Source organism: Tessaracoccus sp. MC1627, from assembly GCF_014164725.1.
Classification (GTDB): Bacteria; Actinomycetota; Actinomycetes; order Propionibacteriales; family Propionibacteriaceae; genus Arachnia.
Window position 1 is genome coordinate 25,101 of sequence record NZ_JACJGA010000009.1, and the last position, 13,294, is coordinate 38,394.

Annotated in this window: 15 protein-coding genes; 7 read left to right on the forward strand and 8 right to left on the reverse strand. The window is 69.4% G+C overall.

Annotated features, from left to right (window positions below; all coding sequences use genetic code 11):
* The gene (locus tag H5399_RS15965; RefSeq protein ID WP_255422400.1) at nt 1–1,233 is read left to right on the forward strand and encodes a phosphatidylserine/phosphatidylglycerophosphate/cardiolipin synthase family protein; all 1,233 of its coding nucleotides are present in this window, start codon (nt 1–3) and stop codon (nt 1,231–1,233) included.
* A gap of 4 nt (nt 1,234–1,237) precedes the next feature.
* Here H5399_RS15965 and H5399_RS15970 read toward each other — a convergent pair whose 3' ends face one another.
* Nucleotides 1,238–1,579, reverse strand: coding sequence for a hypothetical protein (locus H5399_RS15970; RefSeq protein WP_182784440.1), 342 nt, complete (start codon nt 1,577–1,579; stop codon nt 1,238–1,240).
* Between the two features lie 107 nt (nt 1,580–1,686).
* Here H5399_RS15970 and H5399_RS15975 point away from each other — a divergent pair, with 107 nt between their 5' ends.
* Nucleotides 1,687–1,956 carry a GlsB/YeaQ/YmgE family stress response membrane protein gene (locus H5399_RS15975; protein ID WP_182784442.1) on the forward strand — a complete coding sequence of 90 codons (270 nt, stop codon included), beginning with the start codon at nt 1,687–1,689 and terminating at the stop codon, nt 1,954–1,956.
* Nucleotides 1,957–2,032: 76 nt separating this feature from the next.
* On the opposite strand, the gene H5399_RS15980 is transcribed toward H5399_RS15975, so the two are convergent.
* On the reverse strand, nt 2,033–2,692 hold the full coding sequence (locus H5399_RS15980) for a response regulator transcription factor (protein WP_182784444.1): 660 nt from the start codon (nt 2,690–2,692) through the stop codon (nt 2,033–2,035).
* A complete protein-coding gene (locus H5399_RS15985) occupies nt 2,689–3,942 on the reverse strand; it encodes an ATP-binding protein (RefSeq protein ID WP_182784446.1) in 1,254 nt (417 codons plus the stop codon). Before H5399_RS15985 ends, H5399_RS15980 begins: the two co-directional genes overlap by 4 nt.
* A 136-nt stretch (nt 3,943–4,078) precedes the next feature.
* Here H5399_RS15985 and H5399_RS15990 point away from each other — a divergent pair, with 136 nt between their 5' ends.
* The 3 genes from H5399_RS15990 to H5399_RS16000 are packed head-to-tail and all read left to right on the forward strand — an operon-like array spanning nt 4,079 to nt 5,675.
* Complete coding sequence (locus H5399_RS15990) at nt 4,079–5,212, forward strand: PspC domain-containing protein (protein ID WP_182784448.1); 1,134 nt, start codon at nt 4,079–4,081, stop codon at nt 5,210–5,212.
* Nucleotides 5,209–5,406, forward strand: a complete 198-nt coding sequence (locus H5399_RS15995) for a hypothetical protein (RefSeq protein WP_182784449.1) — start codon at nt 5,209–5,211, stop codon at nt 5,404–5,406. The genes H5399_RS15990 and H5399_RS15995 overlap by 4 nt, the downstream gene beginning before the upstream one ends.
* Nucleotides 5,403–5,675: a PspC domain-containing protein gene (locus tag H5399_RS16000; RefSeq protein ID WP_182784451.1), complete on the forward strand. Its 273-nt coding sequence runs from the start codon at nt 5,403–5,405 to the stop codon at nt 5,673–5,675. Before H5399_RS15995 ends, H5399_RS16000 begins: the two co-directional genes overlap by 4 nt.
* 9 nt (nt 5,676–5,684) lie before the next feature.
* Here H5399_RS16000 and guaA read toward each other — a convergent pair whose 3' ends face one another.
* Entirely contained in the window at nt 5,685–7,238 is a 1,554-nt protein-coding gene (guaA, locus tag H5399_RS16005) for a glutamine-hydrolyzing GMP synthase (RefSeq protein WP_182784453.1), read from the reverse strand.
* Nucleotides 7,239–7,324: 86 nt separating this feature from the next.
* On the opposite strand from guaA, the gene cysK reads away from it, so the two are divergent.
* Nucleotides 7,325–8,254 carry a cysteine synthase A gene (cysK, locus tag H5399_RS16010; protein WP_182784455.1) on the forward strand — a complete coding sequence of 310 codons (930 nt, stop codon included), beginning with the start codon at nt 7,325–7,327 and terminating at the stop codon, nt 8,252–8,254.
* Between the two features lie 72 nt (nt 8,255–8,326).
* Nucleotides 8,327–9,160 carry an NAD(P)-dependent oxidoreductase gene (locus tag H5399_RS16015; RefSeq protein WP_220491072.1) on the forward strand — a complete coding sequence of 278 codons (834 nt, stop codon included), beginning with the start codon at nt 8,327–8,329 and terminating at the stop codon, nt 9,158–9,160.
* A gap of 3 nt (nt 9,161–9,163) precedes the next feature.
* Here the strand turns inward: H5399_RS16015 and H5399_RS16020 are convergent, their stop codons facing one another.
* Genes H5399_RS16020 through guaB form a run of 4 tightly spaced genes read right to left on the reverse strand, consistent with a single transcriptional unit; the run spans nt 9,164 to nt 13,280 of the window.
* Nucleotides 9,164–10,342 carry an NAD(P)/FAD-dependent oxidoreductase gene (locus H5399_RS16020; protein ID WP_182784457.1) on the reverse strand — a complete coding sequence of 393 codons (1,179 nt, stop codon included), beginning with the start codon at nt 10,340–10,342 and terminating at the stop codon, nt 9,164–9,166.
* Nucleotides 10,342–10,635 (reverse strand): chorismate mutase, encoded by a 294-nt coding sequence (locus H5399_RS16025; protein ID WP_182784459.1) that lies wholly within the window; start codon nt 10,633–10,635, stop codon nt 10,342–10,344. The genes H5399_RS16020 and H5399_RS16025 overlap by 1 nt, the downstream gene beginning before the upstream one ends.
* Nucleotides 10,636–10,651: 16 nt before the next feature.
* A complete protein-coding gene (locus tag H5399_RS16030; RefSeq protein ID WP_182784461.1) occupies nt 10,652–11,752 on the reverse strand; it encodes a GuaB3 family IMP dehydrogenase-related protein in 1,101 nt (366 codons plus the stop codon).
* Nucleotides 11,753–11,774: 22 nt separating this feature from the next.
* Entirely contained in the window at nt 11,775–13,280 is a 1,506-nt protein-coding gene (gene guaB / locus H5399_RS16035) for an IMP dehydrogenase (RefSeq protein ID WP_220489200.1), read from the reverse strand.
* Between the last annotated feature and the right edge of the window lie 14 nt (nt 13,281–13,294).

Consider the following 13,294-nt stretch of genomic DNA (forward strand, 5'->3'; position numbering starts at 1 on the left):
ATGCGTGATGCCTTCTCCCGAGGTCGGGTGATCTTCGGCCGGATCACCACCGCCGTGTTGCTGGCCCAGATCCTCTCGATGCTGGCCCTCACCCTCGTCGAGTCACTCCGGAAGAAGCAGCGCAAGCTGCGCAAGTTTCCCATCACCAAGCCGGAGCCCATCGGCGTCGGGGCCGACGAGGTGACCGTCTACACCTACGGCGAGCACGTCTACGACGCGATGATCGAGGCCATCGACGGGGCCGAGCACCACGTCTACTTCGAGACCTTCATCTGGAAGGGCGACGCCGAGGGGCTCCGATTCCGCGCGGCGCTCACCCGGGCAGCGGCTCGTGGAGTCCGCGTGCACGCGGTCTGGGACGAGTTCGCAAACCTGGTGGTGCCCCGCGCCTTCTTCCGGGCCATTCCCTCCACCGTCAACACCATGCCCCACCCGGCGTTCCCGCTGCCCTGGTCACCACGCAGCTGGGGCCGCGACCATCGCAAGCTGCTCACCGTCGACGGCAGGGTCGGGTTCATCGGCGGCTACAACATCGGTTCCCTGTACGCCACCGGGTGGCGCGACACCCACGCCCGCATCGTCGGCGACGGGGTGGCGGAGCTTGAGAACGCGTTCGTCGACTTCTGGAACATGCATCCCAGCAAGGTGCGCGACCGGATCGAGCACAACCCTCAGCGCGAGTGGGAGCCCACCGTCCGGGTGCACCGCAACACTCCACGCATCCAGGTGTACCCCATCCGCAACATGTACCTCGAGGCCATCGACCGCGCCAGCCACCACATCTGGCTCACGCATGCCTACCTCATCCCCGACGACGACCTCGTGAGCGCGTTGCGCGACGCCGTGCGCCGCGGCGTGGACGTCCGCATCATCGTGCCCGCACGCTCCAACCACGTGGTGGCGGACTGGCTCTCGCGCGGCTTCTACGCTGAGCTGCTGCGCTCCGGGATCAGGCTCTACCTGTTCCAGGGGGCCATGGTGCACTCCAAGACCGCCACCATCGACGGCCAGTGGTCCACCATCGGCACCGCCAACCTGGACCGCCTCAGCCTGCTGGGCAACTACGAGGTCAACCTCGAGGTCACCGACGAGGGCGTGGCGTCCTACCTGGAGGACGTGTTCCTCACCGACGAGTCGAACTGCATCGAACTGACCGAGGAGAGGTGGCGGGAGCGGTCCCCCATGGCGAAGGCCACGGAGCTCTTCCTCAGCCCGTGGCGCCCGCTCTTCTGAGGTCTCAGACGAAGACGGCCACCACGACGTTGAGCAGGGTGAGGCCGAGGATGCCCCAGAACTGCCCGTCGGACAGGGTCTCCTTCTTGCGGTTCATGAACACGAACACCGCGATGACGACGACGACCGCCAGCTTGATCCCCACCTTGAGGTGGTTGACCTCCCCGTCACCCATCTCCGCCAGGCCCACCAGCAGCAGACCTGTGACCAGCTGGGTGAGCACTCCGTGGACCATTGCGGCATTGACGGCCCGCGACGGGCCCTTCACCTGCACAAAGGCGCCCCCGAAAAGGGCCGCAAATCCGACGAAGTGTAGTAGCACCAACACGTCATGAATCAATTCCATACGGAGAGACTATCCCACCCAGGAGTCACCCTGAATTGACCCCGAGGTCACCCGGACAATGAGCCTCCGAGTTGTCTACATGAACTCAGTAGGGCATGCTTAAGAACATGGGAATCATTGCTTGGATCGTCATCGGCCTCCTCGGAGGCGCAATTGCTAAGGCCATCATGCCGGGTCGCCAGGGCGGTGGGTGGATCGCTACCATGCTCCTCGGCATCGTCGGCGCGTTCGTCGGTGGCCTGTTGGGGTCGCTCATTTTCGAGGGCCGCCTTGACCTGACCGGCCCCGACTTCTCAATCGGTGGCCTCATCACTTCTATCGTCGGCGCGTTGATCGTGTTGGCCGTCTACGGCTGGATGCAGAAGCGCAAGGCCTGATCACACGCGTAGTTCAAGAATAGGGGCGGTGCCGGAGTCATCCGGCACCGCCCCTATTTTCCCGTTTTTATCAGGATCAGATCAGGTGGCGGTCCGTGGCCCACTTCGTCAATTGATGACGATTGGACAACTGCAGTTTGCGCAGCACAGAGGACACGTGGGTCTCCACCGTCTTGATGGAGATGAACAGCTCGCGCGCCACCTCCTTGTAGGAATAGCCGCGTGCGATGAGTTTCATCACCTCACGTTCACGGACGCTCAACCTGTCCAACTCCTCGTCGATGCCGGACACGTCCAACGCCCCTGAGAAGGCGTCGAGGACGAACCCGGCCAGGCGCGGGGAGAACACGGCATCGCCGGCAGCCACGCGCGCGATGCCCTCCAACAGCTCTTCCGAGCTGATTGATTTGGTGACGTAGCCGCGAGCGCCGGCACGGATCACCCCGATCACGTCCTGTGCCGCGTCCGAGACCGAGAGCGCAAGGAACTTGACCTGGGGGGTCGAGGGCAACACCTGCCGGATCACCTCCGCGCCACCTCCACCCGGGAGGTGCACGTCAAGCAGCACCACGTCCGGCACGGTGGCGGTGATGGCCGCGACAGCCGTGTTCACGTCCTCACCCTCACCCACCACGTCGCAGTGAGGCCCGATCTCATGCCGGACCCCCGCACGGAACATGGCGTGGTCATCGACGATGACAACGCGCAACAGTATCGGTCCGGCCGCCTCGCTCATATGGCGATCTCCACTTTCACCTCGGTGCCCTCGGGGCCTGAACGGATCGCGGCACTGCCGCCGTAGCGATCCATCCGGGCCTTGATCGATTCTCGCACGCCCATCCGCCCCTCCGGTACCGCGTCGACGTCGAAGCCCCGTCCGCGGTCCCGGATGAACACCTCGATGCGCGGGCCGTCAACCTCGGCGTACACGTCCACCCTCGGCGAGCCGGAGTGCTTCGCCGCGTTCGTCACGGCCTCTCCGACGGCCAGCACCAGCGCCTCCACGCGGTCATCGACAGCGACATCACCCACGCAGACCAGCTCGACGTCGACGGCGAAGTCCGCCTCGACGTCGGCGACCACCCCGCGCAGCGCGGAGCGGAAGGACGCGGCCCGGGTGGACTCGCCGTAGAGCCAGGTGCGCAGCTCGCGCTCCTGGCGCCTCGCGAGCCCCGCGACCGTGACGGGGTCGGAGGCCTGGCGTTGGATGAGCGCCAGGGTCTGGAGGACCGAATCGTGCAGGTGTGCCGCCATGTCGGCCCGTGCCTCGGCGCGCAGCCGCTCCGCGTCGGCTCTCCGCACCCGCCCTCGCTGCTGGTACAGCCACGGGGCCGCCACCACCAGCACACCGGCCAGCAGTACCCCCGAGGCGCCCAACACCCCGGGGAGTTGCGACAGCCCCACCTGGGTGGCCAGGATCCAGCTGGTGCCGGCCCCCACCAGCAGGAGACCTCCCACCAAGCGGACGATGCTCATCGCCCCGCCTCCGCGCGCCACGCGCGACCACAGCCCACCGCGTCCAGGCCTGCCGGGGCGGGGGGTGACCCGCTCGTCCACCTGGAGCCAGATCACGATGACGCCCACGCCGCCCACCACCATGGGCCAGAACAGCGCGGTGGAGATGATCCCACCCGAGACGAACAGCCACAGAAGCCCCACGACGAGCATCCCGCCTGCGACGAGGAGGCCGGAGTCCGCCGCCGGCGCCTCCACGCGCTGCGGCCGCATTCCGCTGCGGCTGGCCGCCGCCAAGCCCACGGGCTCGCCCTCGGCCGTCGCGCGCGGCATGAGAACCCACAGCGCGCCGTACGCGAGCACCCCCGCGCCGGAGAAGAGGGCCAGGACCAGGAATCCGAGCCGCACGTGCGCCACCCGGACACCGAGGTGCGAGGCCAGGCCTGTCGCGACTCCCGCGATGACCTTGCCCTCGCTCTGGCGGCGCAGCGGAACCCGCGCGGGCGCGATGGGAACCGGCAGCTGTGTCATGGCCCCAGCCTGACACGCTGACGACGGGGAGACCAGCGTCCAGGGTCCTTTCCAGGGTCCCCGGCGTCACAACTCAGGTGCCCCTCAGGGGGTCACCCGATGGCGATGCCGGCGCCACCGCACCAGACTGGTGTCCATGTCCACTGAGCTTGATCTGGGGTGGCTCGATCCGAGCCTCGGCGCGTTGCAGCGCCAGGAGTCCGGCATGGGCTCCGGTCTCTGCGCAGCCATCGCCACAAGGATGGGCGTCGACGTGGTCCTGGTGCGGGTCGCGTTCGCCCTGCTGGCCCTCAGCGGGGGCCTGGGCGTGGCCCTGTACGCGTGGGGCACCGCGCTCACCCGCAGCCCCACCGGTGTGCGCCCCATGGACGCACTCCTCCCCGCCTTCGCCCGCTGGACCCCCACGGGCCAGAAGGTTGTGGTCGTCCTCACCACGCTGGCCGCGGTCAGCCTGGTCAGCTCGATCAGCCCACTTCCATGGGGACCCGGCGTGCTTCTCCTGGCCCTTCTCGTGTTGGCCCGCCGGGGCCGGCTCGGCGGCACGTGGTCGCCGCCCGCCGCGCCCCAGCCGCAGAACACGCGCACGAACACCAGCGCCGTGGCCGTGAGCGACGACGCCCTGGTGGCCCACTGGCGCTCCCAGATGCACTCCGCAGCCGGGCGCGCTCCGGACGGGCTGCCCGTCGTCGACCTGTACGCCACTGAGCCCCCCCGCGCCATCCCGTCGGGCCCCCGCCCGAAGGCGGCCTGGCTGATCGGCCTCGGCATCCTCGTAGCGATGCTCGCCACCGGCGCCGTGACGGGCGTGCTCCTTGGCGCCGGCCCGGGGCTTGCCCTGGGAGCCGCGCTCGTTGCGGGCGGTTCGCTCGCGGTACTCTACGCGGTCGTCGCACGATCCAAGCGCGTGCCACGGCCCCTTCTGGGCGTGCTGGTGATCGCGATGGTGGCGGGCGGCTGGCTCGCTCCGCGGGCCGCCGAGTCCGCGGTTGCGCCGTCCGCCGACGCCTCGGTGCTGACCCTCACCGTCGTCGGCGAGGAGCGGGTGGTCGACCTGGGCGCAGAGAATCTCGACGGCATCGACGAGGTCCGCATCGAGGCGATCGCCTCGGACGTCACCGTCCTCCTCCCGGGACCGCTGCTGTCTCTCACGTCGAACGAAATGTTCAGCGATGTGAGCGTCGAGACGGGCAACTCAACCGCCGCACCGGTGGATTTCACCGTCAGGGTTGACGCGACCCTGTCTGCGGTCACACTGGAAGAGAGATCATGAACCGCCCACCACTCGATCTGGCCGCCCTGGCCGTCGGCCTCGCCGCCGTCGGCTTCGGGATCGTGCTGATCGTCTCGCCGAACCTCTCGGCGCCCTTTGTCCAACCGATCCTCGCCGTCATCCTCGTGGCCGCAGGCGCGATCGGTCTCATCTCCTCCCGCGGCCGCACGAATTCCCGAAAGGAACTTCCATGAAGCTCACCCGTCCCAGCAGCGGCGCCATGATCGGCGGCGTCTGCGCAGGCATCGCGCGCTACCTCAACCTCGATGTGACGATCGTCCGGATCGCCTTCGTTCTCATCGCCGTCTTCGGCGGCAGCGGCATCCTGGCCTACCTCATCCTGTGGGCCGTCATGCCCAAGGACGAGGGCGGCTCGCTCGCCGAGGAGGGGTTCGACAAGGCCCGCCAGTGGTACGACACCCGCAAGCCGAACTCCCCCAAGGAACCCCCGTACGACATCTGAGCCGGGAGGCTACTCCCACTCGATGGTGCCCGGCGGCTTGCTCGTGACGTCGACGACCACCCTGTTGACCTCGGGGCATTCGTTGGTGATCCGGGAGGAGATCTTCTCGATCACCTCGTAGGGCAGCCGGGCCCAGTCCGCGGTCATGGCGTCATCCGACACCACGGGCCGCAGGACGATGGGGTGGCCGTAGGTCCGGCCATCGCCCTGCACCCCGACGGACCTCACGTCCGCGAGGAGCACGACGGGGAACTGCCAGATCGCCCGCTCGAGCTTGGCCACGGCCAGCTCGTGGCGGGCGATCGCGTCTGCCTGGCGAAGTATGTTGAGCCGATCCTCGGTGACCTCGCCGATGATCCGGATGGCCAGCCCGGGGCCGGGGAACGGGTGGCGCCACACCATCTCCTCCGGCAACCCCAGCTGCTCCCCGACGGCTCGCACCTCGTCCTTGAACATCTGGCGCAGCGGCTCGATCAAGGTGAACTCAAGGTCATCGGGCAGTCCGCCCACGTTGTGGTGGCTCTTGATGTTGGCGGTTCCCTCACCGCCACCGGACTCCACCACGTCCGGGTAGAGCGTGCCCTGGACGAGGAAGTCGATCCCCCGCTCTCCTGCAAGGTCCCGCGCCGTCGCCTCGAACGTGCGGATGAACTCGCGGCCGATGATCTTGCGCTTCTCCTCCGGGTCCGTCACCCCGGCCAGGGCGCCGAGGAAGCGATCGCGCTCGTCCGCGACCACGAGGTCCACGCCGGTGGCGGCCACGAAGTCCTTCTTGACCTGCTCGGCCTCCCCCTCGCGGAGGAGGCCGTGATCCACGAACACGCACGTCAGTTGATTGCCGATGGCCCGCTGCACGAGCGCCGCGGCGACGGCGGAGTCCACCCCGCCGGACAGACCGCACAGCACCCGGCGGCCCCCCACCTTGGCGCGCACCGCGTCGATGCTCTCGGTGACCATGTTCTCGGCCGTCCAGTCCGGGGTGAGCCCGGCGATGGTGAACAGGAAGTGCTCCAGCACCTGCTGACCCCATTGCGAGTGCAGGACCTCGGGGTGCCATTGGACGCCGGCAAGCTTGCGGGCCAGGTCCTCGAACGCCGCCACCGGCGCACCCGCGGTGCGGGCAAGCACACGGAACCCCTTCGGTGCCCGGCTGACCGAGTCCCCGTGGCTCATCCAGACGTTGAGCGTGTTGGGCAGGCTGCCGAGCAGGCACCCGCCGTCATGGATGGACAGCGACGTGCGGCCGTACTCGCGCTGCCCCGTCTTGGTGACGGTGCCGCCGAGCGCCTGTGCCATCACCTGGAAGCCGTAGCAGATGCCCAGCACGGGCACGCCCGCCTCAAGGATCCTGGTGTCCAGACCAGGCGCACCCTCCTCGTAGACCGACGACGGCCCACCGGAGAGGATGATCGCGGCAGGACGCAGCGCGAGGATCGCGTCGGCGTCGAGCGAGGAACTGACGATCTCGGAGTAGACGTTCGCTTCGCGGACGCGCCGCGCGATGAGCTGGGCGTACTGCGCCCCGAAGTCGACGACGAGGACCTTCTCGTGCTGGGCAGTCATGGGAGGGAGTCTATTGCCTTTCCTGCCGGAGCAACTTCGCCCCCGTCGGCGGGAATATCCGGGCGTTGGGGAAGGTTGGCGACGACATGAACATTTACTCTGACGTGACCGCCCTCATCGGGCGCACGCCCCTGGTCCGGCTCAACCGCATCGCCGGCGACAACGCAACAGTCCTGGCCAAGCTCGAGTTCTACAACCCCGCGAATTCTGTCAAGGACCGCATTGGCGTCTCGATCATCGACGCGGCCGAGGCCTCCGGCCAGCTGCAGCCCGGCGGGACAATCGTCGAGGGCACCTCCGGCAACACCGGCATCGCGCTGGCCATGGTGGGTGCCGCGCGCGGCTACAAGGTGGTGCTGACCATGCCTGAGACGATGTCGCTGGAGCGTCGCGCACTGCTGCGCGCCTACGGCGCCGAACTGGTGCTCACGCCCGGACCGCAGGGCATGCGCGGCGCCGTCGAGAAGGCCGAGGAGATCGCGGCTGAGAGGGGCGGCGTCCTCGCCCGCCAGTTCGCGAACCCGGCCAACGTGGAGATCCACCGCACCACCACCGCCGTGGAGATCTGGGACGACACTGACGGCACCGTGGACATCGTGGTGGCGGGCGTCGGCACCGGCGGCACCATCACCGGCGTCGGCCAGGTGCTCAAGGAGCGCAAGCCCGAGGTGAAGATCGTCGCCGTGGAGCCGCAGGAGTCCCCCATCCTCTCCGGCGGCCAGCCCGGCCCCCACAAGATCCAGGGCATCGGCGCCAACTTCGTGCCGGAGATCCTGGACCGCTCCGTCATCGACGAGGTGCTCCCCCGCAACATCGACCAGGCCGTCGAGTTCGCGCGCCGCGCCGCCCAGGAGGAGGGCCTCCTCGTCGGCCTGTCCTCCGGTGCCGCGCTGTCGGCTGCCGTCGAGGTGGCGGCGCGCCCCGAGAACGCCGGCAAGACCATCGTGGTGGTCATCCCGTCGTTCGGCGAGCGCTACCTCTCCACCGTCCTGTTCGAGGGCCTGCTCGAGAAGTGACCTGGTCGGAAAGGGGGCGTCCCGCGGTCGGGGCGCCCCCTTTCCGCGTCCCCGCCTCACTAAGCTGGGGCCATGCGCATCGTTATCACCGGGGCCTCGGGCAAAGCCGGCCAGGCCACCCTCCGCCACTTCGTCGACACCGCCCACGAGATCGTCGCCACTGACGTCGCCGGGCGCCCCGCCTGGTACGGCGGCAAGTTCTATCGGGCGGACCTGACCCAGTTCGGCGAGGCCATGGACGTGCTCTCCGGGGCGGACGCCGTCATCCATCTGGCCAACATTCCGGCGGACTGGATCCACACGGATTCGCACACCCTCAACGCCAACATGGCCATGAACAACAACGTCTTCATCGCCGCGTGGAAGCTGGGGCTCAAGCGGGTGGTCTACGCCTCCAGCGAGACCACGCTGGGGCTTCCGTTCGACGAGGTGCGCTACGTCCCCGTCGACGAGGACCACTACCCGCTGCCCAACTCCACCTACTCGCTGTCGAAGGTGATGACGGAGACCATGGCGGAGCAGGTGTCGCGGTGGGCGGGCATCCCCTTCATCGGGCTCCGCCTGTCCAACATCTTCACGGTCGAGGATTACGCGCAGCAGCCGGCCTTCGCCAAGGAACCCGAGGCGCGTCGCTGGAACCTCTTCGGCTACATCGACGCCCGCGATGTCGCCCAGTCCTGCGAGGACGCGCTCACGGCCAGCCTGTCCGGCTCGCATGCCTTCGTCATCGCGGCCGACGACATCATCCTGGACATGCCGACGCGGGAGGCGCTGGCCGCGATCCACCCCGGCATCGAGGTTCCGGACAGCGTCGGAGAGTTCGGCACGCTGCTCAGCAACCGGGCCGCGAAAGAGCAGATGGGCTTCGCACCCCAGCACTCCTGGCGCGACGAGGTGCCCGCCTGACCCTCAGCCGATGACCGCCCGGGCGGCCCGCTCCCCCGACGCGAGGGCGTCCTGGATCGACGCGCCGGGCAGGTCGTCGGCCACCAGCACCCCGGCGGGCACCGGCATCAGGGCGCGAGCCCCGGGCGGCAGGGCGGGGAGGGCGTGGGTGATGTCATGGCGCACGAGCAGGCGCCAGCGCGAGGCGTCTGCGCCCAGCACGCTGCCCGCCTCCCTGGCGGCGTCGGCGTCCGTCAGAGCGTGGTCTCCCACTGCGCTTGCCTGGACGAGGTGCTGCCCCGCCGGGGCGTAGGACGGCGCGACATTGGACTGGACGCAGGCGTTCGCCAGGCGGGCGCCGTCGCGGAGATCGAGATGCAGGAAGGGCGATCGGGTGGGGGCTTCGTCGGCGGCGAACCACCACGTGGTCACCCCCAGCATCGCGGGCGCTGGAAGCCCGAGCAGCGCCGCGTTGCCGAGCGGCCCGGCCGCCAGCACCACTGTGTCAGCTCGCTCGACGGAGCCATCGGCGAGCCGCACCTCGACGCCGCCCGCTCCGGGCAGCACCGCGGAAACCCGGGCGCCGAGCCGGATCCGGTCTCTGATCGGCTCGGCGAGCTGCAGCGGCACGGCGGCCATGCCCTGGGCGGGGACCGCGGGGGTGGCGAGTGCGAAGAAGCCTGCGAGCCGGCGCACCTGGGACGCCGATGTGGCCCCTTCGGGGTCAAGCGTCACCCCCGAGAAGAACCGCTCGACGACGCGGCGCACAACCGGCGAGAAGCCCGCAGCATCCAGGGCACCGCTCAGGGTGAGGCTCTCCTGCCCGGACGCCTTCACCCAGCGCGCCACCGCTGCCAGGTCTCCCGGGGTGAGGGGCCCGCGCACCAGCCCCGCCGCGTGCTGCGGGTGGCGGGTGGGGTCCGCCAGCACCTGGAGCCCATCGTCGGTGAGCAGCGCCGCCCCGCGACCGAAACGGTGCAGGTCCAGCCTGCCCATGTCCAGGGCGCGGCGGGCCGCGGGGTAGAGCGGGTTGAGTAGCTGGAAGCCGCGATCGCAGCGGAAGCCGTCCACCACGTCGGTGGCCACGCGCCCCCCGACCACGCCGGAGCCCTCGAGCACGAGCACGTCGCGGCCGGAGGCCGCCATCAACCCCGCGGCCCGAAGGCCCGCCAACCCGGCCCCGACCACGACGATCCGTGACATCAGCCCTCCCCGCGTGCGATCTTCTCGTGGTGGCGGACCACCTCGGCGACGATGAAGGTCAGGAACTTCTCCGCCAGCTCGGGGTCCAGGTCCGCATCGGCGGCGAGCGCCCGGAGCCGGGCGATCTGCTGAGCCTCCCGGGCCGTGTCCGCGGCCGGCAGGCCCGCCTTGGCCTTGAGCTCGCCCACTCGTTGGGTCACCTTGAAGCGCTCAGCCAGGAGGTGGATGAGGGCCGAGTCCATGTTGTCGATGCTTCCGCGCAGGCGCTTCAGCTCGGTCAGTGCGTCGTCCATCGGCGCTCCTCGGGGGTCAGTGGAGGATCAGGTCGATCCTCTGGAAGGACTTGAGGTCTGTGTATCCGGTCAGCGCCATCGCCTTGCGCAGGCCGCCGGCCAGGTTCATCGTGCCGTCCGGGACCCGCGACGGGCCCAGCACCACCTCTTCCAGTGTGCCGACCTGCTCGAAGAACGAGCGCTCGCCGCGCGGGAGCCGGGCGTGCCACGCCTCGCTGCCCCAGTGCCAGCCGCGGCCCGGCGCCTCCGTGGCGCGCGCCAGCGGGGAGCCGACCATGACGGCGTCCGCGCCGCAGGCGATCGCCTTGGCGATGTCCCCGGAGCGGCCGACGGCCCCGTCGGCCAGGATGTGCACGTAGCGGCCCCCGGACTCCTCCAGGTAGTCGCGGCGGGCCTCCGCCACGTCCGCCACCGCCGAAGCCATCGGCACCTCGATGCCGAGCACCGAGGCGGTGGTGTGCGTGGCGCCGCCGCCGAAGCCCACCAGAACGCCCGCCGCGCCGGAGCGCATGAGGTGCAGCGCCGCGCGGTAGGTGGCCACTCCGCCGACCAGCACCGGAAGGTCGAAGCGGTAGATGAACTCCTTGAGGTTGAGCGTGTCCTGCCCGCCCACGTGCTCCGCCGAGACGGTGGTGCCGCGGACGACGAAGAAGTCCATGCCCGCCTTCTCCAGCACGGGCGCGAACTCCAGAGTGTGCGCGGGAGACAGCGACCCCGCGACCGGGACACCGGCGGCGCGGATCTCGGCCAGCCGGTCCCGGATCAGCTCCGCCTTCACCGGTTCGGCGTAGATCTCCTGCAACCGCTTGGTGGCCGTGACCTGGTCCGATTCCTGGGTGATGCGCTCGTACTGGGGCTGCGGATCCTCGTAGCGGGTCCAGAGGCCCTCCAGGTTGAGCACCCCAAGGCCGCCGAGCTGCCCCATCCGGATGGCGGTGGCAGGCGACATCGCCGAGTCCATCGGCGCCGCAACGATGGGCACGTCGAAGGAGACCGCGTCGATCTTCCAGGTGAGGTCCACCTCGTCCTCGCCCCGCGTGCGGCGCGCCGGGGCGATCGCCACGTCATCGAACGCGTAGGCCTGGCTGGCGCGCTTGCTGCGCCCGAGCTCGTACATGGAAACGGTTCTCCTTGGGTCTCTAGCGCGACCAGTAGTTGGGCGCCTCGGCGGTGAGCTGAATGTCGTGCGGGTGCGATTCTCGCAGACCGGCCGAGGTGATGCGGACGAACCGCCCGCGCTCCTGCAGTTCGGCGATGGTCCCGGCGCCCGAGTAGAACATGGACTGCCGCAGGCCGCCCACGAGCTGGTAGGCCACCGCGGCCAGCGGCCCACGGTAGGCGACCTGACCCTCGATTCCCTCGGGGATGAGCTTGTCGTCCGCGGTGACGTCACCCTGGAAGTAGCGGTCCTTGGAGTAGGAGGCCTTGCGACCCCGGGCGGCCATCGCGCCCAGCGACCCCATGCCCCGGTAGCTCTTGAACTGCTTGCCGTTGATGAACACCAACTCGCCGGGGCTCTCCTCGCAGCCGGCCAGCAGGGAGCCGAGCATCACCGACGAGGCGCCGGCCACGAGGGCCTTGGCGATGTCTCCGGAGTACTGCAGTCCGCCGTCGCCGATCACCGGCACGCCGGCCGGCCGACAGGCCCGGGCCGCGTCGTAGATCGCGGTGACCTGGGGCACGCCGACGCCGGCCACCACGCGCGTGGTGCAGATCGAGCCGGGGCCGACCCCCACCTTCACCCCATCCGCGCCTGCCTCCACAAGCGCCTTGGCGCCGGCGTAGGTGGCCACGTTTCCGCCGATGATGTCCACCTCCGCCGCGGCCGGCTCCGCCTTGAGCCGCTTGATCATCTCCACCACACCTCGGGAGTGACCGTGAGCGGTGTCCACGACGATGACGTCCACGTCCTGCTCGACGAGCGCCATGGCCCGGTCCCACGAGTCCCCGAAGAACCCGACGGCTGCCCCTACCCGAAGCCGGCCCTGGCTGTCCTTCGCGGCATGCGGGTACTTGTCCGCCTTCACGAAGTCCTTCAGCGTGATGAGGCCCGTGAGCTTGCCCTTGCCGTCGACGATGGGCAGCTTCTCCACCTTGTGCCTGGCCAGCAGCGCCAGCGCCTCCTCGTTCGAGACCCCCTCGGGTGCGGTGACCAACGGCATCCGGGTCATGACCTCACCGACGGTGCGGCCGGGATCGTCCTCGAAGCGCATGTCGCGGTTGGTGATGATGCCCACCAGGGTGCCGTCGGCCTCGACGACGGGGGTGCCGGAGATCCGGTAGGTGGCGCAGATCTCGTCCACCTCACCGATGGTGGCCTGAGGGCTGACGGTGATGGGGTCACTGACCATCCCCGCCTCGGAGCGCTTGACCTGATCCACCATGTGCGCCTGGTCCTCGATGGAGAGGTTGCGGTGCAGGATGCCGATGCCCCCCTCGCGCGCCATCGCGATGCCCATCCTGGACTCGGTGACCGTGTCCATGGCCGCCGAGGCCAGCGGGACGTTGAGCCGCACCCGCCTGGTCAGCTGCGTGCTGGTGGACACCTGGGAAGGGATGATGTCCGACTGGTTGGGCTGCAGCAGCACGTCATCGAAGGTCAGGCCCAGCGCCGCGAAGGGGCTAGGCACTCCAGCGCCGGTCAGTTCCTCGAACACAC